This window comes from Amycolatopsis sp. CA-230715 (assembly GCF_018736145.1).
In the GTDB taxonomy this organism is placed as follows: Bacteria; Actinomycetota; Actinomycetes; order Mycobacteriales; family Pseudonocardiaceae; genus Amycolatopsis.
The window spans coordinates 2,739,455-2,762,983 of sequence record NZ_CP059997.1 but is presented as its reverse complement, the minus strand read 5'-3'; the positions used below and the strand labels follow the sequence as shown (position 1 = coordinate 2,762,983).

Genomic DNA, 23,529 nt, shown 5'->3' with positions numbered 1-23,529 from the left:
CTGTCTCGCGGAGCGAGGCAATCGCATGAGCGGCGATACGGGGACGCGGCCTGGTGGTGGGCGATGAACACCATCCTGACCGTGGCGTTCGTGCTCGCGGTGGCGGGCGCTTGGCGAGCATGGCGCAACCACCGCCGCAACCGCCGCAAGAACGGGGAACTGAGGCCGCGCCGGTTCGCCGCGCTCATGATGGCGATCGCGATCCTCGGCTTCCAGGCCGTCGCCACCGCGCCGCCCGCGTCGGCCGCGGCGTGCGGTGAAGCCCCGAACCCGGAACGCCCCGGCGCCGGCCTCGTCGGCGCGATCGACCCGCCGCTGCACCACGGCCACATCGAGAGCCCGTACTTCAAGTACGGCTACGGCGGCATGGTGTGGAACACGTTCCAGACGAACTGCGGTGCGCTGTCCGGGCTCGCCGATCCGAGCGCGACGATCGACACCTGGGCCGGTAACCAGCTGTTCAACCTGGGCAAGAACATCGTCGGTGCGACGAACTCGCTGCACTACACGGTGCTGGAGAACGGGTTGCTCAGCCCGATCTACAACGCCGTCAAGACCGGTGCGGAGAAGGTCTACAACAACATCTACGCGCAGTTGTTCGGCATCGCCGCGTTGATCTTGGCCATCTTCATGTTCCGCAACATCTGGCAGGGCGATCTGCGCACGATCAGCAAACGCGCGCTGTACGGCCTCGCCGCGGTGTGGCTCGCCGCGTCCTCGGTCGCGATGCTCAGATATCTCGATCCGATCGACAGCGCGGTGGTCCAGACCACCACGAACATCCAGGCCGGGTTCATCGACGCCACCGGTGACCACAAGGCGTGGGACGTGATCCCCACCGATCTGCACGACCAGGTCGTCTACCGGAACTGGCTGCGCGGCGAATTCGGCTCGCCGGACAACGAGAACGCCAAGAAGTTCGGGCCAGGTCTGCTCGACGCGCAGTCGTTCACGGTGTCCCAGATCGACGCGAAGGAAGACGCGAACCAGGCGGTCGTCGACGGCAAGAAGGCCGCGTTCAAGAACATCTCCACGCAGCTGGGCCCGGACACCGGGTACTTCACCGGTGACGACGGCAGCAGGGTCGGCGCGGGTTTCCTTTCACTGGGCCAAAGTCTCGCCTACGCGGTGTTCCAGCTGCTGGCGAAGCTGTCCGTGCTGCTCGCCCAGGTGATCATCCGGCTGTTCGTGCTGACCGCGCCGATCATCGGGCTCGTCGCGCTCGTGCACCACGACGTGCTGCGGCGGGTGGCGAAGCTGCTCGGCGCGGTCGCGTTCAACCTCGCCATCCTGTCCGTGCTCGCCGGGGTGCACGCGTTGCTGCTGCAGGCGATCTTCGGCGCCGGACAGGTGCTGTCGATGCTCACCCAGATGGCGCTCGCCAGCCTGGTCACGATCCTGCTGTTCATGGTGGGGCGGCCGGTTCGGCGGTTGTGGCAGATGGTCGAAATGTCGGTCAGCGCGGTCGGTGGCGCGATCCCGGCGCCGAGCGGAGGCCTGTTTTCCCGGTTCCGCCGCAAGAACCAGGGGCCGACCCCGCAGGACGAGTTCTGGGCGAACGTGCGCGACACCGACGAGGCGATCGAAGGCGAGTCGCGCGGGCCGATCGGGGCCATCGCCGGTGGCGGGCGGTTCCGGCCGGAGGCGACGGTGTTCGCCAATTCTCAGCGCCTCGACGGCGTTTCGGGGCTTTCCCGGCCTGCCGCCGCCTGGTCGGGTGCGCCGTGGCCCGGTGGCGCGGGCGCGGTGGGCGGGATGCCCGCCCGTGCCGCGCTGCCGTCGGGCGGGAGCGACGGGGCCACCGCCTACTCGCTCGAAAGCGGCCCTCCCGGCGACTACGTCCTCGGGCCGGGCGGCACCCTGCGCGGTGGCGGCCCGAGCAGCAGGCGCGTCGACACGTCACCGGTGTTCGACCGGCGCTGGAGCGACGAGCCGGAGCCGGTCGTCGTTCCGTCCAGAATGGACTCCGGGCGCGGGCAGAACGAAGCCGCGTACACCGTGCCGCCGCAGCAGGCGCAGCCGGGACCGCAGCCAGGAGTACCGCCCGCCGCCGCCGCGGCGCCGGAACCGCGGCGCGCGGAGGCGGAGATGGTCGCAGGGAAACCGGTGTTCGTGGTGTACCGGCCGTCACGAGGGCTCGAAGTGCGGCAGGACGTCCGCGACACCGACCGCATGGTCCGGTAGGAGGAGCGCATGCCTATCCGCACGAACCGCGGCAGGGCCGCGGTCTACCGCAGGCTGTGGGGCTGGCCGCTGAGGTCGTCGAAGCACCTGATCGCCGCGCTCGTGGTGTTCGCCGTGGTGGTCACCGCCGTCGGGATCGCGATCCCGAAGCTGCTCGGCCGCCAGTCCACCGGCGCGGCCGCGCCCGCACCGGAGGAAACCACGTCCAGCGCGCCGCAGGTGCCGGGCGCGCCAGGCGGCACGGTCGCGCCGACGACCCGGCTCACCGCCCCGCTGAAGACGCCGACCTCGGCGCCGCCGAACCACGACGGCCTGAACATCGCGAAGGCGTGGGCGGCGGCGTGGGTGAACCACCCGCAGGGCATGACGATCGACCAGTGGCTGCAGAACCTCAAGCCCTACACCACCGAAGAGTTCCTGCCGCAGATGGCGACGGTCGACCTGGCCAACATCGCGGCGACCAAGGTGACCGGCGAACCCGTCGCGAAGACCTCCTTCACCAGTTCGATGGACGTGGAAATCGCCACGGACAAGGAAAAGCTGACGATCAGCGTGGTACGCGGCGAGGCGGGATGGCGCGTCGCGAGCTACGACAAGGCGGGGTGAGGGGATGCGCGTCGGCGTGCTCGTCGTCGTGCTGGTCGCCATCGCGTTCGCCGCGGTGGTGACCACCGGGACCATCGCGAAGGTGGTGACCGATCAGCAGGAGCAGGCAAGGGCCGTGGCGAACGTCAGCTGCGACGCGGCCGTCGGCCCGAGCCAGCCGGGAGACCCGAACCGCGGTGCGGGTGACGCGTCGCGGCTCAACGACGAGCAGCGCTCGATCGTCGGGCAGATTATCACGATCGGCAAGCAGCGCGGCCTTTCCCCGCGCGCGTGGCAGATCGCGATCCAGGCCGGGATGACCGAATCGGGCCTGCGCAACCTCACCTTCGGCGACCGCGACTCGCTCGGCATCTTCCAGATGCGGCCGTCGATGGGCTGGGGCACCGTGCAGCAGGTCACCGACCCGCCGTACCAGGTCAACAAGTTCTTCGACGTGCTGCTCGCGGTGCCGGACTGGGAGAAGAAGCGGCCCGGCGACTCCGCGCAGGCCGTCGAGCGGTCCGGGTTCCCCGACCGGTACCACAAGTGGGAGCCGATGGCGGTCAAGCTGGTCGAGAACCTCGGCCAGGTCACCGACGTCAGCGGCTGCGGCCAGGGCGCGGGCGCGGCGCTGCCGCCGAACCAGCGCGCCGCGGCGGCGATCAAGTTCGCGCTCGGCGAGCAGGGCAAGCCGTACATCTGGGGCGCCACCGGCCCGAACGCCTTCGACTGCTCCGGGCTGATGCTGCGCGCCTACGAGTCCGCGGGCGTCACGCTGCCGCGCGTGTCGCGCGACCAGTACCAGGCGGGCGCGATGCTCCCGGTGAAGGACGCGCAGCCGGGCGACCTGGTGTTCCTCGCGACCGACCCGTCGAACCCCGCGACCATCCACCACGTCGCGATGTACCTGGGAGACGGCAAGATCGTCGAAGCGCAGCAGACCGGCGTGCCGGTGCACACCAGGGCGTTTTCGTTCGACGAGAGCGAAGTTGTCCCGCAGGCCGTCCGGCCGGGCGTCTAGGGTGGGCGACGTGGCCAAGAAGTTCGGCAAGCGCGGCAAGCAGGGTGCCGGCGGGCCGGGGGAGGACCCCCGTGACCTGTTCGGCAGCCCCCAGCTGCCCCGCCACGCCGGGCCGCCCGCCTCCAGCACGCCGCTCGGCGATCACCTCGCCCAGGGCTGGCCCGGCGTCGACCAGGGGTACGTGGTGCTGCCGCGCCCGCTCGCGGAGTCGATGTCGTTGCCGTGGCAGCAGCAGATGGCCGGCCTGCTCGCGGAGTTCCACCGCGTGCACGGGAACCTTTCGTGGCCGATCTACCGCGTCGTGCCGTCCCGGTACGAAAACCTGGTCGACCTCGACGAGGAACAGCTCGCGGAGGCGGGTTACCTCGTGGAGATGGACGCCGAGGGCGACATGATCTACCGCGAGCGCAGCGGGCGGAAGGTCGAGGACCCGGAAGCGACCACCGTGCTGGTGTCCTCGCTCGACCCGGTCGTGCGCCGCGCGCCGGAACAGCAGGCGCCGCCGCCTCCGCAACAGCAGCCGCGCCAAGCGCCTCCCGCGCAACAGCAGCCTCCGCGACAGCAGCCCGCGCCACAGCAGGCGCCGCCGCGAAGGCAGCCGGAGCAGCCGCGCCCGCCCGCGCCGATGAACATCCCGCCGCCACCGGTGTGGCGGTCGACGCCGCAGCAACCCCCGGCGTCGCAGCAGCCCCCCGCCGGGCCGCCGCGCCCGCCGACGCCGCCGTCCGGTACGCCGATGACGCCGCCCGGCGGGCACCCCGCACCGCAGGGATCTCCGCCGCCGCAAGGGGCTTCGGGCGCTCAGCCGCCGTCGCAGCAGCCCGCTTCGTCGCGGCCGCCCACCCCGCCATCGGGCACGCCCGCGCAGCAGACCACGCCCAAACCGCCGGAAGCGAAGGCCGCGGACCCCGCTCCGCCGGAGCGATCCGAAGCAGTCATGCCGCCGAAGCAGGAGGCACCGCCACCGGCACGCGAGGCGACACCGCCCCCGGCGCCGCTGCCGACGCGTCCGGCTTCCGCCTCCACGGCCCCGCCGCCCATGACGCGCCCGGAGCCTCCTGCCGCGTCCGAGGAACCGCCGAAACCGGATGCTGCCGAGTCGCGCAAATGGGCCGCGGGTGCGCTGCTGGAGCCGAAGAAGCCCGAGGAACCGAGTGGCTTGGAACGGTGGGAGGCAGCGGAGAGCACCTCCGAGCTGCCGCCGCCGAAGCCACCGGAAAGCGCCGAGCCCGCCAAGCCCGCGGAGCCGAAGCCCCTGGCGGCGGAGGAGCCGGACGCCGACACCCCGCCACGAGGCTTCCGCGCGCCGCATTCCCGGGACTGGTTCGACGAGATGCCCGAGCGGCCGTCGGGTCAGGGCGGCGGGTTCGGGCCGACCGGGGAACCGACCGAAATCCCGTACCGCTACCGCAAGTAGAAGAGTGGTGCCGCCGCGCCGATGGTGCGACGCTGAACGCATGGCTGACGACCCGAACCCGGACGAGGGCTGGTACTACAACACCCGCACCAACCAGGTGGAACACCACCAGCGCGCGCGGGCGATCGATCTGCTCGGCCCCTACCCCGACGAAGCCACCGCGAAGCGGGCGCTGGAGATCGCCCGCGAACGCACCCGCCAGGCCGACGCCGAAGACGCCGACTGGAACAAGTAGCGCCCGCCGACGACGTTTAGCCCGCTAACTGCACTCCGCGCCTAGCTGTGGCTCACTTCGGGCGCGGCGTACCGGGCGAAGGAGAATTCTTCGTCTACTTGGGCGGCGAGGTCTTCGCCGGTGCGGGCGTTGCCCCACGAGCGGGCGTTGCGCAGGTGGAATTCGACGGCCTGGCGCTGGAACCGGTCCCAGTCGCGCGGGGTGGCGTCGACGGTGGACTGCATGGTGCGCAGCGCGTCGAGGTTGTGGGGTTCGAGCGCGTCGATGGGGCGGGGGCGGCCGCGTTCGGCCGCGCGGACGTGCGCCGAGCTTTCGAGCCAGCACAGCAGGTCCGTGCCGACTTCGTCGCGGAGGAAGTCGACGTCGTCCGGCTCGGTGACCTTGTTGCCGACCACGGCGAGCCGGATGCCGAAGTCCTTGGCGTAGTCGGAGTACTGGCGGTACACGCCGATGCTGCGCACGGTGGGTTCGCACACCAGGAAGGTCACGTCGAACCGGGTGAACAGGCCGGAGGCGAACGCGTCGGCGCCCGCGGTCATGTCCATCACGACGTACTCGTCCGTGCTGTCGACGAGGTGGTTGAGCAGCAGCTCCGCGGCGCCGACCTTCGAGTGGTAGCACGCGACGCCGAGGTCGTCCTCGCTGAACCGGCCGGTGACGCCGAGCCGGACGCCGCCGATGTCGCGGAAGCAGGCGTCCATGACCGGGTCGTCGCCGAACGGGGTGAGCAGCCGCGAGCCCCGGCCCGGCGGGGTGGTCTTGATCATCGCGCCGGCGCTGGTGATGCGCGGGTTGTCGCCGCGGAGGTGCTCCTTGAGCTGGGGCAGGTGGTCGCCGAGGGTGGGGAGCGCGAGCGCTTCCTCCTCGCTCGCGCCGAGTCCGACGGCGAGGTGCTGGTTGATGTCCGCGTCGATCGCGAGCACCGGGTTCCCGGTACCGGCAAGGTAGCTGGTGAACAGCGCGCTCAGCGTGGTCTTGCCGCTGCCGCCCTTGCCGACGAAGGCGAGTTTCACGACCTGCCCTTTCTGATAGTGGTTTTCATTTCATCGGTGGCGGCCAAGATACACCCGAGTGGCCCATCCCCGATCGAGCGGTCGGGGCCCCCGATCGGGGATATGGTGCTGGGGTGCCCCCGGTAGTGATCCGCACGCATGCCACGGGTGGCGACTTCGGCCGTCTCCGGGCGGAGTTCGAGCTCCCGGAGTCCTTCACGGCCAAGGCGCTCGCCGAAGCCGAGGTCGCGGCGATGGACCCGATCGGATCCGCCGACCGCGAGGACGCGACGGATCTGCCGCTGGTGACGATCGACCCGCCGGGCGCGAAGGACCTCGACCAGGCGCTGGCCATCGAGCGCACGCCGACCGGGTTCGTGGTGCACTACGCGATCGCCGATGTCGCCGCGTTCGTCACGCCGGGCGGCCCGGTCGACGCCGAAGCGAGGCGCCGCGGTCAGACCCTGTACCTGCCCGACGGCAACGTGCCGCTGCACCCGCCGGTGCTGTCCGAGGGCGCGGCGAGCCTGCTGCCGGGCGAGATCCGGCCCGCGGTGCTGTGGACCGTCCGCACGGACAACGTCGGCGAGCTGCGGGACGTCCACGTGCGGCGCGCGCTGGTGCGGTCCACCGAGCAGTTCGACTACGAGACGGTCCAGGCCGCGATCGACGACGGCACCGAGCACCCGTCGGTGGCGGTGCTGCCCGAGCTGGGCAGGCTCCGGCGCGAGCTGGCGGTCCGCCGCGGCGCGGTCGAGCTGCAGCTGCCCGAGCAGGAGATCGGCGCCGATCCCGGTGGCGGCTGGGCGCTGGCCAGGCGGCCGCGCCCCGACGTCGAGGCATGGAACGCCGAGATCTCGCTGCTCACCGGGATGGCGGCGGCTTCGATCATGCTCGAAGCGAAGGTCGGCGTCCTGCGCACGCTGCCCGATCCGGACGCCGAAGCGGTGAGCTGGCTGCGGCGGTCCGCGCAGGCGCTCGGGATCGACTGGGACGCGGCGAGCAGCGTCTCGGAGTTCCTGTCCCGCCTCGACCCGCAGTTGCCGGAATCGCTCGCGCTGTACGCGGACACGACGCGGCTGCTGCGGGGCGCCGGCTACACCGCGTTCGACGGCGAGCTTCCCGAGCTGACCACGCACGCCGGGATTGGGGGCTCCTACGCGCACGTGACGGCGCCGATACGGCGGCTCGTGGACCGGTTCGCCACCGAGGTGTGCCTCGCGGTGAGCGCGAAACGGGAGGTGCCGGGCTGGGTCCGTTCGGCGCTGGCGGAGCTGCCGGACCTGATGAGCGCATCGGACCTGCTGGCGTCCAAAGTGGAGCATGCCTGCATCGACCAGGTCGAGGCGTGGATACTGGCCGAGCGGATCGGCGGAGTCTTCGACGCGGTCGTGCTCAGGGCGGAGGAGAGCCGCGCCGAAGTGCTCATCGAGGATCCGCCGGTGGTGGCGAAGTGCGCGGGGGAGCGGCTTCCGGACGGCGCGCGGATCAAGGTGCGGCTCACCGCGGTGGACGTGGTCAAGCGCAAGGTTTCGTTCGAGCGGGTGGTTTCCTGATGCTGGTGGACGATCTCGGTGAACCGGTGCCGGTCGACGCCCCGCCTTCGCGCGTGGTGTCGCTGGTGCCGTCGTTGACCGAGGCGGTCGAGGTGAGCGCGCCGGGGCGGCTGGCCGGTGCCACCGACTACTGCACGCATCCGGCCACTTTGGACGTTCCGAGGGTAGGCGGGTCGAAGTACCCGAAGCTCGACCGGATCCTCGCGCTGGAACCGGACCTGGTGCTCGCGAATTCGGAGGAGAGCCGCCAGGAGGACGTGGAAACCTTGCGCGGCAACGGGATCGCGGTGTGGGTGATGGCCGCGCCCGCCACCGTGCCCGACGGGCTGGCGTCCCTGCGCCGCCTGCTCACCCAGTGCTTCGAGCTGGACGAGCCGGACTGGCTGGTGGCGGCGGAGGAGGCGTGGCGCACCCCGGAACCCGTTCGCGCGCGGGCGGTCGTTCCGGTGTGGCGCAAGCCCTGGGTGGTGCTCGGCCGCGACACCTTCGGCGGCGACGTGCTGCTGCGGCTGGGCGTCGCGAACGCCTACGCCGGGCATGAAGACCGCTATCCCCGCCCGAAGCTCGACGAACTACGGGCGCGGTTCGACAGCGGTGCGGCCGATCTGCTGGTGCTCCCGGACGAACCGTGGGAGTTCACCGCGTCGGACGGCCCCGACGCTTTCCCCGGCGTGCCTTACGTCCTGGTGTCGGGGCGCTTCCTGACCTGGTACGGACCGTCCCTTGTGGACGCGCATGCCGAACTGGCCGCCGCCCTCGCCCGATCCGTCGAGGCGTCGTCAGAGTGAGAGTCCGGTCAGGACGGTCACGCGCTCTTCGGTGAAGTCGGCCATCGCCGAAGCCGGGCCTTCGCGGCCGATGCCGGAGTCCTTCACCCCGCCGTAGGGCATCTGGTCGGCGCGGAAGCTCGGGACGTCGCCGATCACCACGCCGCCGACCGCGAGCTTCGCCGACGCGTCGAAGGCGGTGTTCAGGTCGCGGGTGAAGATCCCGGCCTGCAACCCGTACCGCGACGCGTTGACGCGGGCGAACCCGTCGGCGACCGAATCGACCCGGTTGAGGCACACCACCGGGCCGAACACCTCCTCCGCCATGACCTGGGTGTCTTCGGGGACGTCGGTGAGCACGGTCGGGGCGACGGTGCTGCCCTCGCGGGTTCCGCCGTGGCGCAGGGTCGCGCCCGCCTCGACGGCCGCGCCGATCCACCGCTCCACGCGTTCCGCGGCCGCCATGTTGATCAGCGGGCCGACGTCGGTCGACTCCGCGCGCGGGTCCCCTGTGGACAGTGCGGCGACGTGCGCGGTGACCAGGTCGGCCAGCTCGTCGAACACCTCGGCGTGCGCGTAGCCGCGCTGCACCGAGATGCACGACTGCCCGCCCTGGTACATCGAAAAGGTGGCGATCCGCTGCGCGGCGAAGTCCAGGTCCGTCCAATCCGGACAGAGCAGGACCGCCGCGTTGCCACCGAGTTCGAGCGCGACGTGCTTGCGGGGGACCGATTCCCGGATGCCCCAGCCGACCGGGCCGGAGCCGGTGAACGACACCACCGGAAGCCGGGGATCGGCGACGAGCGCCGCGGCGGCCTCGTTCCCGGTTGGCAGCACCGACCAGCTTCCGGCGGGCAGATCGGTTTCGGCGAGGATCTCGCCGAGCGCGAGCGCGGTCAACGGCGTCGCGGGCGCGGGCTTGAGCACGATCGGCGCACCGACCGCGAGCGCGGGTGCGACCTTGTGCGCCACCAGGTTCAGCGGGAAGTTGAACGGGGTGATGCCCAGCACCGGCCCCTTCGGCACGCGCCGCACGAGCGCCATGCGGCCGGTCCCGCCGGGATCGGTGTCGAGCCGCTGCAACTCGCCGGAGAAGCGGCGCGCCTCCTCCGCCGCCCAGCGGAACGTCGACACGGCGCGGGCGACCTCGCCGCGCGACCACTTCACCGGCTTGCCCGATTCCGCGGTGATCAGGTTCGCGAGCTCGCCCGCGCGCGATTCGAGCGTCCGCGACACGTGGTCGAGCGCACCGGCGCGCACGTGCGCCGGCAGTGCGGCGGTTTCCTCCGCGGCCTCGGCCGCGGCACGCACCGCCTGCTCGATGTCCGATGTGGACGGTACGTGGTGCGTACCGGCGACCCCGCCGTCGAACGGGTGGCGCACGATGGCGGTTTCGTCGCTGGTGACGGGTTTTCCGGCGATCCAGAACGGGGTCGTGGTCATCGGGAGATCTCCTGCCGGACGGCGTGTTCGAGTACGGAAAGGCCTTCGTCCAGCAGTTCGCCGGACAGGGACAGCGGGGGCAGCAGCCGGACGACGTTGCCGTAGGTGCCGCAGGTCAGCACGACCACGCCGAGCGCGTGGCAGGCTTTGGCGACGCGGGCGGTCAGCTCGGCGTCGGGTTCGGTGGTGCCGGGACGGACGAACTCGGCGGCGAGCATCGCGCCGCGTCCGCGGACGTCGCCGATGACGCCGGTTTCCGCGGCCAGCGCCCGCAACCGGGGCAGGACCGCTTCGCCGATCCGCCGCGCCGACGACGCCAGGTTCTCGCCGCGCATCGTCTCGATCGAGCCGAGCGCGGCCGCGCAGGCGACGGGATTGCCGCCGTAGGTGCCGCCGAGACCCCCGGCGGGTACCGCGTCGAGCAGTTCGGCGCGCCCGGTGACCGCGGCGAGCGGGAGTCCGCCCGCGATGCCCTTCGCGGTGGCGACGAGATCGGGCACCACGTCCTCGTGACTGGAAGCGAACCAGTCTCCGGTGCGGCAGAACCCGGTCTGCACCTCGTCGGCGACGAACACCGCGCCGTGCTCCGCGCACCACCGCGACAACGCGGGAAGGAACCCGGGCGCGGGCTCGACGAATCCGCCCTCGCCCTGGATCGGTTCGATCACCACGGCGGCCACCTGGTCGCCGCCGATCTGCTTTTCGATCTTCTCGAGCGCGGCCGCCGCGGCCTGCTCACCGGTCAGCCCGTCGCGGAACGGGTACGAGCCGGGCACGCGGTAGACCTCGGGCGCGAACGGGCCGAAGCCGTGCTTGTAGGGCACGGATTTCGCGGTCAGCGCCATGGTGAGGTTGGTGCGGCCGTGGTAGGCGTGGTCGAACACCACGACGGCCTGCCGCCCGGTGGCCACGCGCGCGATCTTCACCGCGTTTTCGACGGCTTCCGCGCCCGAGTTGAACAGCACCGAGCGCTTCTCGTGGGTGCCGGGCGTCAGCTCGCCGAGCGCCTCGCACACCTCCACATAGCCCTCGTACGGCGTGACCATGAAGCACGTGTGCGTGAACCAGCACGCCTGCTTGCGGACCCGGTCGACGACGGCGGGCGCGGAATGGCCGACGTTCGTCACCGCGATACCGGAGCCGAAGTCGATCAGCGTGTTGCCGTCGGCGTCGGTGAGCAGGCCGCCGCTCGCGGAGGTCACGTACACCGGGAGCACCGAGCTGACCCCGGCCGCCACGGTGGCCGCGCGGCGTTCCTGCAGTGCGCGGGACGCGGGACCGGGGATCTCGGTGCGCAGCCTGCGGTGCTTCGGGGCGGGTGCGGTCACCGTCACGGGCGTGGCTCCTTCTCTCGGGGTCGGTGTCGAGGATGAGCCCGCGGCAGGCGTCTGCCCTATGGCCGTTTTGTCGAACATGGCACGTAGGATTGGCCATAATGGCACTGACCTTGCGCGTACTCGCCGCGGATCTCGGGCTCCCGGTCCGCGCGGGGGAGCGCGCGCTCGACCGGCCGATCGGCTGGGTGCACGCGACCGAACTGGCCGATCCGAGCGATTTCCTCGAAGGCGGCGAACTCCTCCTCACCATCGGGCTCGCGCTGGCGGACGCCGAGTCGTACGTGGCGCGCTTGGTCGCGGCGGACGTGGCCGGGATCGGGTTCGGCGTCGGCCTCGGGCACGATCGCGTGCCGTCCGAGCTGGCCGAGGCCGCCGCGAAGGCGGGCTTGCCGCTGCTGGAGGTGCCGAAGCGCACGCCCTTCATCGCGATCACGCGCGCGGTCTCGCGGGCGATCGCGGCCGACGAGTACGCGTCGCTCGTCCGCACCGACAAGGGGCAGCAGGCGCTGACCCGCACCGCGCTCGGCAGGCGCGGCCCCGGCGCGATGGTGCGCAAGCTGGCTTCCCTCGTCGACGCCTCGGTGCTGCTCGTGGACGCGGCTGGCGATGTCCACGAGGCGGCGCCCGCCGCGGCGGCCTCGTTGGGGGACGCGCTCGGGCCGGAGCTGTCCCGCGTCCGTCGCGGGAGCAGGCTGCTCCGGCTCGGCGGGGACGAGGTGCTGATTCAGGCGCTGGGCGCCCGCGGGTTCCTGGTCGTCGTGGCGCCGGAGCCGCTCGACGCCGCGAGCAGGCACATCGTCACCACCGCCGCGTCGCTGCTTTCGCTCGCGTTGGAGCACGGCCGCGAGCAGGACGCCGCGCTGAGGCCGTTGCGGGCGGGGCTGGTCGAGCTGCTCGTCGGCGGGCAGCCGGAACTGGCCGCGGCGTCCATCGCGAAGCTGTTCCCCGGCGCGCCGGAACCGCCGTGGTCGGTGTGCGCGCTGCTCGGGAGCGCGGCCGCGCGCCACGGGGCGGCGGAGCTGCTCGAGTCCGAATCGGACGGTTTCCACGCGGAGCACGGCGGCATGCTGGTGGTGCTGGCCAAGGATCCGGTGGCGGCGAAGCTGACCGGGCGCGTCCGCGGGCTGCACGCGGGAACCGTGGCGGGAGTGTCCGTTGTGGACGTCGCGAATGGAGTGTCGAGGGCGATGCGGGCGGCACGGGCCGCGAAGGAGCGCTCGGTGCCCGTGGTCGACTTCGCCGACGAGGCGGGCAGCCTGCTCGACCTCGTCGGAACCGAGGTCGCGCAAGCGTTCGCGGACAGCCTCCTCGCCCCGCTGGCCGGGCGCGCCGACCTGGTCGAATCACTGCGCTGCTGGCTCGAACACCACGGGCACTGGGACTCGGCCGCGACGGCGCTCGGCGTGCACCGGCACACCCTGCGCAACCGGGTCCGCAAGTGCGAGGAACTGCTGGGCCGCGGCCTGGACTCACCCGGCCTGCGCGCCGATCTCTGGCTCGCCCTGCAGGTACCGCTCGGGAAACTCCGACCGGCGACGAGAACCGGCCCGGTGCCGCGTCCCGCCGGACCCATGCGCACCGACCACGAGGCGGGCGCGCTGCTCCGGGAGCTTCGAGACGACGAGCGGTACTGAGCCGCTTCTAAGGAATCGTGCCGTTCGCGCGCGCCCGGTACAGCGCGGTGCGAGCCTCCCTCGTATCGAGCAACTCCAAACCGTGAATCGCCCAGAATCGCAGGGATTCGTCTTCGGAGTGCGACTGCGCGGCCAGGGTCGGCAGCGCGGCAGGGGATCGCGCCTCGCCGATCAGCTCCAGCAGCCAGCAACGGAGCCCCTGGTCGGCGCGCTCCTGTTCGAACTCGTGGAGCAGTTCGTCGACGTGCTCCGCCGCATGCGGGCGCAAGAGGTGGAAACCGTCTTCCGCGGTTTGCGGATCGCGTTTGCGCATGAGCCGCATCGCCTCGGCGACCCTCTTGGCGGGGCCCGGTTCCCGGTACCGGTCCGTGCGGTTGCCGCGGTCGTGGCTCCGCGAGCCGCAGCGGCACTCGTGGTTGTCCGGTTTCCGGCTCATCGACCGAGTGTCCCCGGCGAGCGAAGGGCGGGGCAACGACGTTTACCGGAAGCCGTCGGTGGCGGCGCGCAGCTGGGTGAGGATGCCGGGATCGGTGACGGCGTGGCCCGCGGTGTTCACGAGTCGCAGCGTCGAGGACGGCCACGCCCGGTGCAGTTCGTACGCGGTGTCCGGCGGGCACACCGCGTCGTACCGGCCCTGCACGATGACGCCGGGGATGCCGGCGAGCTTGCCCGCGTCGCGGATGAGCTGGCCGTCGTCGAGCCAGGCGCCGTGGGAGAAGTAGTGCAGCGCGAGCCTGGCGAAGGTCAGCGCGAAGACCGGCGCGCTGTAGTTGTCCACGAAGTTCTGCTGCGGGATGAGCGAGACGATCGCGCCTTCCCAAGCGCTCCAGGCGATCGCGGCGCGTTCCCTGGTGGCGCGGTCGGGGTCGAACACGAGTGCGCGGTAGGCGCCGAGCGGGTCGTGGCGCTGCTCCGGCGGGATCGGGGCGAGGAAGTTTTCCCAGTGTTCGGGGAAGACGCGTGCCGCACCGCCGCGGTAGATCCAGTCGAGTTCGCTGCGCCTGGCCGTGAACACGCCGCGCAGCACGATTTCGCTGACACGGCCGGGATGGGTTTCGGCGTAGGCGAGCGCGAGCGTCGCGCCCCACGAGCCGCCGAAGAGCTGCCACTGCTCGATGCCGAGGTGCGCGCGCAGCGCCTCCATGTCGGCGACGAGGTGCCAGGTGGTGTTGGTGCTCAGGTCGACGCCCTGGTCACCGATGTGCGGGGTGCTGCGCCCGGCGCCGCGCTGGTCGAACAGCACGATCCGGTAGACGGCGGGATCGAAGTGGCGGCGCGTGCTCGGCGCGATACCGCTGCCCGGCCCGCCGTGCAGGACCACCGCGGGCTTGCCGCCGGGGTTGCCCGACTGTTCCCAGTGGACCCGGTGCCCGTCGCCGACGTCGAGGAAACCGCTGTCGTACGGCTCGATCGGCGGGTACAGGTCGTCCATGCGCACACTGTGCCCGATCGGCTTCCCAGGTGGGGGCCCGCCCCCGCCGCCAGATGGTGAGCGGGCCCCCGTCCGGGGAGCGGTCTACTCCGGTGCGGAGGACCGCTGATTCGCAGCCGGTGGCCGGACTCGGTGGCGCGGCGGACCGGTGCGCTTCGCTCGTGCACCCATCGGCTCCTCCTCGTCGAAGGCCTTTCGGTTGCTGCGAGTAAACGTTAAGATACTTTCTTAACTAAGTCAAGTACGTGATTTTCGTTCAAATACGTGAATAGTTGAGGGCTCGACACAGCGCTGCCGGGTGCGGGAACCCCGCACCCGGCAGCAGTCGGGACGATCAGTGGAAGGCGTGCTCCGGTGCCGGGAACTCGCCGCGGCGCACCTCGTCGGCGAACGCGCCCGCGGCCTCGGACAGCACACCGGCGAGATCGGCGTACCGCTTGACGAACCTCGGCGCCTTGCCGCGGCGAAGGCCCGCCATGTCCTGCCACACCAGCACCTGCGCGTCGCAGTCCGGTCCGGCGCCGATGCCGATGGTCGGGATCTGCAGCTCGTGGGTCACGCGTTTGGCCGCTTCGGCGGACACCATCTCCATCACGACCGCGAACGCGCCCGCTTCCTGGAGCGCGAGCGCGTCGGCGAGGAGCGTCTCCGCGCCGTCACCGCGAGCCTGCACGCGGTAGCCGCCGAGGTTGTGCTCGCTCTGCGGCGTGAAGCCGATGTGCCCCATCACCGGTACGCCCGCCGAGGTGAGCGCCTCGACGTGCGGCGCGAACCGGCGCCCGCCTTCGAGCTTGACGGCGTGCGCCCTGCCCTCCTTCATGAACCGGACCGACGTCGCCAGCGCCTGCTCCGGCGAAAGCTGGTACGAGCCGAACGGGAGATCGGCGACGACGAGCGAACGAGTCACCGATCGGGTGACGCTGCGCACGAGCGGCAGCAGTTCGTCGACGGTCACGGGCAGCGAAGTGTCGTAACCGAACACGTTGTTCGCGGCCGAGTCGCCGACCAGGAGTACCGGGATGCCCGCCTCGTCGAACAGCGCGGCGGTGTACATGTCGTACGCGGTGAGCATGGGCCACGGCTCGCCGCGTTCCTTGAGCTCGCGCAGGTGGTGGATGCGGACTTTCCTGGCGGGCTTGGCCTTTTCCGGGCCGCTGCCGTACGGCGCGGCGACTTCGTTCGGGCGCGCTGGTTCTTCGGGTGACGACACTGTCTACCGTCCTTCCCTCGAGGCCTCCAGGAGGTCCCCGGGTCGTGGATCTGGGAAACCAGCGTGACACCCCGCGGGGCGGGCGGCCACCGGGCTGCGACCAGCTTCACAAGTCCTCACCGCGGCCGAACCGGGTGACGAACTAGGGTGCCGCATCAGACCTGCGAGTGACGCGCGATGATGGACGCGCGACCTTCACTGGGTAAAGCGCTCAGATCAGAAAGCGAGGGTGGCACCTTCATGACCGCGCGTGCGCCCGCAGTGGCGCCATGGAAGCGCAAGTCCGGCGGAATCGTGGCCACGATCGTCCAGCTGGGCTCGCTCGTTTCGCTTTTGCTGCTCTTGTTCGGGCCGAAGCACATCGGTTTCCACAACGGGGCGATCTGGGTTTTCTCCCTCGTCGGCATCCCGGTGGACTCGAACCTGGTGATCGCGCTGGTGCTGGCCGTGCTCGGCGCGGCGTTGCGCAGGCGGAAACGGGCCGCGCTCTACACGATCGTCCTGTTCCAGGTGGGCAGCCTGGTGATGGTCGGGCTGGCGCAGGCGATTCTGGTGTGGGCGCCGGAACTGCTCGAACTGAGCGCACGGGAACGCGCGCACGTCGACAGCGCAATGTGGACATTCCCGATTTATGCGGCTTTTTCCGTCGCGTTGATGGTGTTCCTGCTGAAACTGCGGCCAGCCTTCCCCGCCCGGCTCGCCGACGGCGCGCTGCGGCGCGGGGTCACCGTCCTGTTCGGCGGGATGGCCGCGGTGGTGGTGATCGGCTGGGCGCTGACCGAGGTCTTCCCCGGCAGGCTCACCGACGCGTGGGAGCGGTTCGCCTGGGTCACCAACCACGCGACCGGTGAGCTCCTCCGCCTGCGCAGGCTCGGCGTCGGCGAAGGCCCCGAGTGGCTCGACCTCCTGCTCGACCTCGGCGGCACCCTTTCCGTCGCGCTCGCGTTGTACGTGTTCTTCCGCGGTGTGCGCAGCCGCCGCCATCGCAGCGACGACGAGGAGCTGCGGCTGCGGAAACTGCTCGCGAACCACGGCGAGGACGATTCGCTCGGCTACTTCGCCACGCGCCGCGACAAGAGCGTGGTGTTCGCGCCGTCGGGGAAGGCGGCGGTGACCTACCGGGTGCTGGCCGGGACGTCGGTGGCGAGCGCGGACCCGGTCGGCGATCTCGACGCGTGGCCCGAAGCCGTGCAGGCCTGGCTCTCGGAGGCGTACCGGTTCGGGTGGACGCCCGGCGTGCTCGGGGCGAGCGAACGCGGGGCCCAGGTCTACGCCGACGCCGGGCTGAAGGCGCTGGAGATCGGGGACGAGGCGGTGCTCGACGTGCGCGAGTTCAGCCTCGCCGGGCCGGAGCGGCGTTCCGTGCGGCAGGCGGTCAGCCGGATCTCCCGCGCCGGGTACACCTCGCGCGTGCGGCGGCATGGCGAAATCCCGACGGCGGAAATGGCGGAGTTGCTCGTCAAGGCGCAGCAGTGGCGCGGGGACGAGACCGAGCGCGGGTTCTCGATGGCGTTGTCGCGGCTGGGCGACCCGTCCGACGCGCGGTGCGTGATGGTCGAGGCGTTCGACGCGCGCGGGGAGCTGCGCGGGTTGCTGTCGTTCGTCCCGTGGGGGCGCCGCGGGTTGTCGCTCGACCTGATGCGACGGGATCGCGCCGCCGAGAACGGGCTCAACGAATACCTGCTCGCCGAACTGGTGGCGAACGCCGCACGCCTTGGTACGCAACGGGTTTCGCTCAACTTCGCGATGTTCCGCGCGGTGTTCTCCGAGGGGGAGCGGATCGGCGCGGGCCCAGTGCTGCGGTTGTGGCGCGGGGTGCTGAGCGTGGCGTCGCGGTTCTTCCAGCTGGAGTCGCTGTACCGCTCGAACGCGAAGTACGGACCGGATTGGGAGCCGCGGTTCCTGTGCTACTCCTCGGCGCGGCGGCTGCCGAGGGTCGGCATCGTCGCCGGTGCGCTGGAAGGGTTCCTGCCGGGCGGCACGCGGGCGCCGAGGGTCCTGCGCACCGAAACGGTCACCGACGAGTTCGTGGAGAACGTGCGCCGGATCGAGGCGGAGGCCGCGGCCGTCGCGCCGAAGCCCGCGCGGCGCCCGGAGCAGGTGCGGGTGCGGATCGCGAAGGTGGATCGCCTGCGGGACTCCGGAATCGACCCGTACCCGGTGGCCTTCGAACGCGACACGCTGGTTTCCGAGGTGCGGCAGAAGTACTCCGGGCTGGCCCCGGACACGCACACCGGCGACGAGGTCCGCGTCGCCGGGCGCCTGGTGGCGCTGCGCACGCTCGGCGGCCTGTGCTTCGCGGTGCTGCGGGACTTCTCCGGTGAGCTGCAGCTCATGCTGACCGCGGACCGGCTGCCGCTGGAGACCTGGCGCGCCGGGGTGGACCTCGGCGACCAGGTCGGCGCGCGCGGCACGGTCGTGACGTCGAAGCGCGGTGAGCTTTCGGTGCTCGTCGACGAGTGGACGCTGACCGCGAAGTGCCTGCATCCCTTCCCGGACAAGCGAAAGGGTCTATCCGATCCGGAGGCGAAGGTGCGCAAGCGGTACCTCGACCTCGCGGTGAACCCGGACGCGACCGAGTTGTTCCGCCTGCGCGCCAAGGTGGTGCGCGCGGTGCGGGACAGGCTGCATCACGCGGACTACCTCGAAGTCGAAACGCCGATGCTGCAGACGGTGCACGGCGGGGCGAACGCGCGCCCGTTCGTCACCCACATCAATGCCTACGACATGCGGATGTACCTGCGGATCGCGCCGGAGCTGTACCTGAAGCGGCTGTGCGTGGCCGGGGTGGAGCGGCTGTTCGAGCTGAACCGCAACTTCCGCAACGAGGGCGTGGACGCCACGCACAACCCCGAGTTCACCATGCTCGAGGCGTACCAGGCCTACGCCGACTACGACACCATGCGGACGCTGACCCGAGAACTGGTCCAGCACGCCGCCGAAGCCGCCTACGGCGCGCAGGTGGTGCGGCGGCGCGGGGCGGACGGTTCGGTGGAGGAGTTCGACATCTCCGGTGACTGGCCGGTGATTCCGGTGCACACCGCGGTTTCGCACGCGCTCGGCGAGCAGATCGACCCCGGTACCCCGATCGCCGATCTCCGCCGGTACTGCGCTGCGGCGGGCATCGGGGTCGACGACGAGGCGACGCACGGCGATCTCGTGCTGAAGGCGCACGAGCACCTCGTCGAAGGCGCCACGGTCGCGCCGACCTTCTACACCGACTACCCGACCGAGGTGTCGCCGCTGACCCGGCAGCACCGGGTCGACGGCAGGCTCGCCGAGCGGTGGGACCTGATCGCGTTCGGCGCCGAGATCGGCACCGCCTACACCGAGCTGACCGATCCGATCGAACAGCGGCGGCGGCTCGAAGCGCAGTCGCTGCGGGCGGCGAGCGGTGACGTCGAAGCGATGGAACTCGACGAGGACTTCCTGGTGGCGCTGGAACACGGTATGCCGCCGACCGGCGGGCTCGGGCTCGGCGTCGACCGGCTGCTGATGATGCTCACCGGCGCGTCGATCCGGCAGACGGTCCTTTTTCCCTTCGTGCGGCCGAAAACGTGAGTCGGCGAGCAGCGGCGGGGGTGCTGCTCGTACTGGCCGGGGTGGCGTACTCGGCCTGGCTGCTCGCCTACGTCCTGCCGGTGGGCCTGTCGCTGGTGCACGCCTACGTCAGCGAACTGGCCGCGGGCGATCAGCCGTTCCGGCTGCTCTTCCGCACCACGGATCAGATCGCGGGTGCGGCGATGGTCGCCGCCGCCGTCCTGCTCGCGATCCGCGCGCCGCGGCGGACGGCGTCCTTCTTCGCGCTCGGCGGGCTGTTCCTGTTCGGACTGTCCGTTGTGGTCGATGCTTCGTCCTCTTTGGACTGCGCGAGCGCGGCGAGCGAGGCGTGCCGGATCCGCGAGGACGCCGGCGAGGTCTCCGTCGCGGACACCGTGCACACGGTTTCCTCGGTGGTGACCAATTTCGGCATGTTCGCCGCGGTGCTCGGCGTCCAGCGGTTCGTCACCGGTGCGGCCCGCGCGCTGCTGTTCGCGGCCGCGGGCGTGATCGCGGCGACCGGGCTCGCGATCGTGTGGCTGGAGGAGTTCGGGCCAGGCCACTACGCGGGCCTGGTGCTCCAAGTGCAGCTCGTGGTGGTCGCCGCGGTGCTGGTCATGGCGGGGATTCGCCTTGCCGCGCGGAAATGTGGTCCTCCAGCCTCGTGAGCAGCTCCAGCAGGGTCCGCCGCTCGCCGCCGTTGAGCACCTCGAACGTCTCGTCGGCGTGCCCGCGCTGGATGCGTTCGATCTCGGTGACGCGCGCACGGCCCGCCTCGGTGATGGCCAGGAGGCTCGCGCGCCGGTCGGTCGGGTCCGGTTCGCGCACGAGCAGCCCGTCGCGTTCGAGCGCGTCGACGGCGGAGGTGATCGCCCTCCCGGTGAGCCCGAGCCGTTCGCGCACCGCGCCCATTCGCGGCCGGTCGCCGAGCACGTCGACCGTCAGCAGCAGCTGGACCTGCGCGGCGGGCCAGCCGAGCCGCACGTAGGGCGCGCCCGCGTAGCGGCGCATGACGTGGGTGATGCGCCGGAGCGCGTCGGCCAGCTCGGCACCCGTCGGTGCTTTCTCCCTTGACACGTCCGCCAGCTTACGCGCAAAGTATATAGGCGCAATTGATACTAAATACTTTGACACTAACCTGGGGGATCTCCTCGTGAACTGGGTGAACCGCACCTACCTGCTGCACCTGAGCAGCACGGTCATCACCACCTTCGGCTCCGCGGCCGCGCCGGTCGCGATCGTGTTCACCGTGCTGGGCGGGGACGGCAGCGCGGCCGACGTCAGCGCCGTCACCGTGGCCGGGCTCGTGCCCGCGCTGCTGTTCTTCCTGGTCGGCGGCGTCGTCGCGGACCGGTGGCCGCGCAACCTCGTGCTCATCGGCGCGGGCTCGCTGTCCGCGCTGACGCAGGCGGCGCTCGGCGTGCTGGTGCTGACCGGGTCGGCGAGCCTCGGCGCGCTGATGACCGCGGCCGCGGTGAACGGGATCGCGCTGGCCTTCACGATGCCCGCGTCGCAGGGACTGCTGATGCGCAGTGTCGATCCCGAACACGCGAGCAAGGCGTTCGCGGCGTTCCGGCTCGGGCTCAACCTCGCGCAGATCTGCGGCGCGGCGCTCGGCGGCACGTTCGTCGCGCTCGGCGGGCCGGGCTGGGTGCTCGTCGGCGACGCGGTCACGTTCGCCATCGCCGTCGTGCTGCGCCTGGGAGTGCGGATCGAGGGCCGGATCAAGGTGAAGGGGTCGCCGCTGGGCCAGCTCGCCGAAGGCTGGCGCGAATTCCGCTCGCACCGCTGGCTCGCCGCGGTGATCGTCCAGTTCGCCGCCGTCAACGTGCTCGCGGTAGGCGCGTTCGAAAGCGTGCTCGGGCCGGTCCAGGCGAACACGTCGCTCGGGGGCGCGGCGCCGTGGGGCACCGTGCTCGCCTTCGACGCCGTCGGCATGGTGCTCGGCGGTGTGGTGATGCTGCGGGTGAAGCCGCGGCGGCTGCTGGTCTGGGCGCTCGGGACGGCCGCGCTGACGGTCCTGCCGATGCTGTCGATGGCCGCGGGCCTGCCGCTGGCCGGTGTGTGCGCGGCGGCGCTGCTCGGTGGCGTCGGGGTCGAGGTGTTCGGCGTGAACCTGATGACCGCGATGCGGCAGGAGATCGCGCCGGACCGGATCTCGCGGGTGTCCGCCTACCAGTCGCTCGCGGGTTTCGGGCTGACGCCGGTGGGCGCCGGGGTCGCCGGGCCGATCGCGGGAGTGCTCGGCGCCGGTGGCGCACTATGGGCGACCTCGGCGATCCTGCTCGCGTTCGCCGTGGTCGCGCTGAGCCTGCCCGCGGTGCGCACATTGATGGTGCGCGAGGAGGCCGTCGCGGTGTAGGGAGGAATCCCGACACCCGAGGGAGTGGTCATGGCGTCACAGCCCCCGCCGGTCGCCGACGAGCGCGAAGGCCTGTTGCGGTTCCTGGACAACCAGCGGTACGTGCTGCGGCTCGCCGCGTACGGGCTGACCGACGAGCAGGCGCGGAGCACGCCGACCCGCAGCGCGCTCGGCGTCGGCGGGCTGATCAAGCACGTCGCCGCCGTCGAAACGATGTGGATCGACCTGGTGCTGGGCGTTCAGCCGAGGCTCGGCGCGGAAGCGGAAGCCGAGCACCACGGCAACTTCCGGCTGCGCGAGGACGAAACGCTGGCCGGGGTGCTCGACGCCTACGCGGCGGTGGCGGACCGCACGACGCGGATCGTGGCCGATCTCGACCTCGGCCACGAAGTCCCGGTGCCGAAAGGGGTTCCGTGGTACCCGGACGATCTCGAAGCCTGGTCGGTCCGCTGGGTGCTGCTGCACCTGATCGAGGAGACCGCCCGCCACGCCGGGCACGCCGACATCGTGCGCGAGCACCTCGACGGCGCGACCGCGTTCGGCCTGCTGGCCGCGGCGGAAGGCTGGCCGGAAACCTCGTGGCTGAAACCGTGGCGAGCGTCAGAACCCCTTGCGTAGCAAGGCGAACGCTTCGTCGAGGTGTTCGTCGAGCGGGCGCCCGCTGGTGCGGGCGCGCTGCTCGGCGGTCTGCATCGCGGCGAACGAAGCCGCGACGAGCAGGCCGGGGCCGATGTCGCGATCGGCGTCGGCCCCCGTGCGCGCCGCGATCTCGTCGGCGAGCGCTTTCATCGTGTCGTCGATCTCGTCCATCAGCCGGATCCGCGCGTACAGCTCGGGGTGGCGGCGGTACAGCTCCTGCAACAGCTCCAGCTCGCCGTGCAGGTCCGGGAACGCGGCGGCTTCGGCCATCGCCTTCACCACGGCGTGCATCGAATTCAGCGGTGGCTCGTCGACCGGGCGTGCGCGCAGTTCGGCCAGGATCTCCGCACGGGTCCACTGGTGCGGCTCGAGGTCGAACACCTCGTCCTTGGTCGGGAAGTAGTTGAAGAACGTGCGCGGGGAGATGTCGGCGGCTTCGGCGATCGCTTCGACCGTCGCCGCTTCGAGCCCGTGCTCCAGCGCGAGGCGCACCGCCACCGACCTGATCGCGACGCGCTTGGCGATCCGCCTGCGCTCCCGACGTTCCTCCGCCACTCCCATGCGGTGAACCTTAAACGCTCAGAACAGCGTGGGTTCCTCGGCGATCGCGCCTTCGATCACCAGCATGCGCAGTTTCGTGTCGACGCCGCCCGGCGCGGAGAAGCCGCCGTTCCCGCCGCCCGCGGCGAGCACCCGGTGGCACGGCACGACGATCGGGTACGGGTTGGCGCCGAGCGCCTGCCCGACGGCCTGCGCCGAGCCGGGCATGCCGAGCCGGTGCGCGATCTCGCCGTAGGTCAGCGTCTTCCCCGGCGGGATCGCGCGCGTGATCTCGTAGACCCTGCGGTGGAACTCCGGCACCACGCCCTCGTCGACCTCGATGTCCAGCAGGTCGAGCCGCTCGCCGTCCATCAGCGCGGTCATCTCGTCGATCGCGCGCCGAATTTCCGGTGGTGGCGCGGTTTCCGCGGCGCCGGGGTGATCGCGCAGCACCTTCGCCCTGGTGCGTGCCTCGCTGCCCTCGGGGAGCTGGACGCGGGTGATCCCGTGCTCGCCCCAGCACACCCCGCAGTGGCCGATCGCGGTGTCGAACAACGCGAACTCCGTCATCGGGCCAGCTTACCGTGGACAACTGGACCGGCGGTCAATATAGTGAACTGGACCGTTGGTTCACT

The 23,529-nt window shown here is 71.3% G+C and carries 21 protein-coding genes; 12 read left to right on the top strand and 9 right to left on the bottom strand.

The genetic code is table 11. The features are described from left to right. Nucleotides 1-63: 63 nt before the first annotated feature. Genes HUW46_RS12680 through HUW46_RS12660 form a run of 5 tightly spaced genes read left to right on the top strand, consistent with a single transcriptional unit; the run spans nucleotide 64 to nucleotide 5,442 of the window. Nucleotides 64-2,184 carry a magnesium transporter gene (locus tag HUW46_RS12680; protein ID WP_215547470.1) on the top strand — a complete coding sequence of 707 codons (2,121 nt, stop codon included), beginning with the start codon at nucleotides 64-66 and terminating at the stop codon, nucleotides 2,182-2,184. A gap of 9 nt (nucleotides 2,185-2,193) precedes the next feature. After that, complete coding sequence (locus tag HUW46_RS12675) at nucleotides 2,194-2,790, top strand: hypothetical protein (protein ID WP_215547469.1); 597 nt, start codon at nucleotides 2,194-2,196, stop codon at nucleotides 2,788-2,790. 4 nt (nucleotides 2,791-2,794) lie between these two features. Next, nucleotides 2,795-3,790 (top strand): C40 family peptidase, encoded by a 996-nt coding sequence (locus HUW46_RS12670; protein WP_215547468.1) that lies wholly within the window; start codon nucleotides 2,795-2,797, stop codon nucleotides 3,788-3,790. A gap of 10 nt (nucleotides 3,791-3,800) precedes the next feature. Further along, the gene (locus HUW46_RS48295; RefSeq protein WP_254126108.1) at nucleotides 3,801-5,207 is read left to right on the top strand and encodes a hypothetical protein; all 1,407 of its coding nucleotides are present in this window, start codon (nucleotides 3,801-3,803) and stop codon (nucleotides 5,205-5,207) included. Between the two features lie 40 nt (nucleotides 5,208-5,247). Continuing rightward, on the top strand, nucleotides 5,248-5,442 hold the full coding sequence (locus HUW46_RS12660) for a hypothetical protein (RefSeq protein WP_215547467.1): 195 nt from the start codon (nucleotides 5,248-5,250) through the stop codon (nucleotides 5,440-5,442). Nucleotides 5,443-5,483: 41 nt separating this feature from the next. Here HUW46_RS12660 and HUW46_RS12655 read toward each other — a convergent pair whose 3' ends face one another. Beyond that, on the bottom strand, nucleotides 5,484-6,455 hold the full coding sequence (locus tag HUW46_RS12655) for an ATP-binding protein (protein WP_215547466.1): 972 nt from the start codon (nucleotides 6,453-6,455) through the stop codon (nucleotides 5,484-5,486). Nucleotides 6,456-6,580: 125 nt separating this feature from the next. On the opposite strand from HUW46_RS12655, the gene HUW46_RS12650 reads away from it, so the two are divergent. Together HUW46_RS12650 and HUW46_RS12645 are read left to right on the top strand one after the other, a co-directional pair. Next, nucleotides 6,581-7,990 carry an RNB domain-containing ribonuclease gene (locus HUW46_RS12650; RefSeq protein WP_215549819.1) on the top strand — a complete coding sequence of 470 codons (1,410 nt, stop codon included), beginning with the start codon at nucleotides 6,581-6,583 and terminating at the stop codon, nucleotides 7,988-7,990. Then, nucleotides 7,990-8,778, top strand: a complete 789-nt coding sequence (locus tag HUW46_RS12645) for a helical backbone metal receptor (RefSeq protein ID WP_215547465.1) — start codon at nucleotides 7,990-7,992, stop codon at nucleotides 8,776-8,778. The genes HUW46_RS12650 and HUW46_RS12645 overlap by 1 nt, the downstream gene beginning before the upstream one ends. Here the strand turns inward: HUW46_RS12645 and HUW46_RS12640 are convergent. Then, on the bottom strand, nucleotides 8,770-10,200 hold the full coding sequence (locus HUW46_RS12640) for an aldehyde dehydrogenase family protein (RefSeq protein ID WP_215547464.1): 1,431 nt from the start codon (nucleotides 10,198-10,200) through the stop codon (nucleotides 8,770-8,772). The two genes, HUW46_RS12645 and HUW46_RS12640, sit on opposite strands and share 9 nt — an antisense overlap. Beyond that, on the bottom strand, nucleotides 10,197-11,534 hold the full coding sequence (gabT, locus tag HUW46_RS12635) for a 4-aminobutyrate--2-oxoglutarate transaminase (protein WP_254126107.1): 1,338 nt from the start codon (nucleotides 11,532-11,534) through the stop codon (nucleotides 10,197-10,199). The genes HUW46_RS12640 and gabT overlap by 4 nt, the downstream gene beginning before the upstream one ends. Nucleotides 11,535-11,635: 101 nt before the next feature. Between gabT and HUW46_RS12630 the strand changes: the two genes are divergently transcribed. After that, nucleotides 11,636-13,171, top strand: a complete 1,536-nt coding sequence (locus HUW46_RS12630) for a PucR family transcriptional regulator (protein ID WP_215547462.1) — start codon at nucleotides 11,636-11,638, stop codon at nucleotides 13,169-13,171. Nucleotides 13,172-13,178: 7 nt separating this feature from the next. On the opposite strand, the gene HUW46_RS12625 is transcribed toward HUW46_RS12630, so the two are convergent. From HUW46_RS12625 to panB, 3 genes are all read right to left on the bottom strand, one after another. Beyond that, nucleotides 13,179-13,607, bottom strand: coding sequence for a HEAT repeat domain-containing protein (locus tag HUW46_RS12625; protein ID WP_215547461.1), 429 nt, complete (start codon nucleotides 13,605-13,607; stop codon nucleotides 13,179-13,181). Between the two features lie 42 nt (nucleotides 13,608-13,649). Continuing rightward, the gene (pip, locus tag HUW46_RS12620) at nucleotides 13,650-14,603 is read right to left on the bottom strand and encodes a prolyl aminopeptidase (protein ID WP_215547460.1); all 954 of its coding nucleotides are present in this window, start codon (nucleotides 14,601-14,603) and stop codon (nucleotides 13,650-13,652) included. Nucleotides 14,604-14,937: 334 nt separating this feature from the next. Next, nucleotides 14,938-15,813, bottom strand: a complete 876-nt coding sequence (gene panB / locus HUW46_RS12615; RefSeq protein ID WP_215547459.1) for a 3-methyl-2-oxobutanoate hydroxymethyltransferase — start codon at nucleotides 15,811-15,813, stop codon at nucleotides 14,938-14,940. A gap of 240 nt (nucleotides 15,814-16,053) precedes the next feature. Between panB and lysX the strand changes: the two genes are divergently transcribed. Beyond that, entirely contained in the window at nucleotides 16,054-19,374 is a 3,321-nt protein-coding gene (gene lysX / locus HUW46_RS12610; RefSeq protein ID WP_215547458.1) for a bifunctional lysylphosphatidylglycerol synthetase/lysine--tRNA ligase LysX, read from the top strand. After that, complete coding sequence (locus HUW46_RS12605) at nucleotides 19,371-20,021, top strand: DUF998 domain-containing protein (protein ID WP_215547457.1); 651 nt, start codon at nucleotides 19,371-19,373, stop codon at nucleotides 20,019-20,021. Before lysX ends, HUW46_RS12605 begins: the two co-directional genes overlap by 4 nt. Here HUW46_RS12605 and HUW46_RS12600 read toward each other — a convergent pair. Beyond that, nucleotides 19,969-20,430, bottom strand: coding sequence for a MarR family winged helix-turn-helix transcriptional regulator (locus HUW46_RS12600; protein WP_254126105.1), 462 nt, complete (start codon nucleotides 20,428-20,430; stop codon nucleotides 19,969-19,971). The genes HUW46_RS12605 and HUW46_RS12600 overlap by 53 nt on opposite strands. Before the next feature lie 76 nt (nucleotides 20,431-20,506). Here HUW46_RS12600 and HUW46_RS12595 point away from each other — a divergent pair, with 76 nt between their 5' ends. Beyond that, nucleotides 20,507-21,715, top strand: coding sequence for an MFS transporter (locus HUW46_RS12595; RefSeq protein ID WP_254126103.1), 1,209 nt, complete (start codon nucleotides 20,507-20,509; stop codon nucleotides 21,713-21,715). Between the two features lie 30 nt (nucleotides 21,716-21,745). Next, nucleotides 21,746-22,333 carry a DinB family protein gene (locus tag HUW46_RS12590; RefSeq protein ID WP_215547455.1) on the top strand — a complete coding sequence of 196 codons (588 nt, stop codon included), beginning with the start codon at nucleotides 21,746-21,748 and terminating at the stop codon, nucleotides 22,331-22,333. Here the strand turns inward: HUW46_RS12590 and HUW46_RS12585 are convergent. Next, nucleotides 22,316-22,915, bottom strand: a complete 600-nt coding sequence (locus HUW46_RS12585) for a TetR family transcriptional regulator (RefSeq protein WP_215547454.1) — start codon at nucleotides 22,913-22,915, stop codon at nucleotides 22,316-22,318. The two genes, HUW46_RS12590 and HUW46_RS12585, sit on opposite strands and share 18 nt — an antisense overlap. 18 nt (nucleotides 22,916-22,933) lie before the next feature. Continuing rightward, nucleotides 22,934-23,464: a methylated-DNA--[protein]-cysteine S-methyltransferase gene (locus HUW46_RS12580; protein WP_215547453.1), complete on the bottom strand. Its 531-nt coding sequence runs from the start codon at nucleotides 23,462-23,464 to the stop codon at nucleotides 22,934-22,936. Nucleotides 23,465-23,529 lie beyond the last annotated feature (65 nt).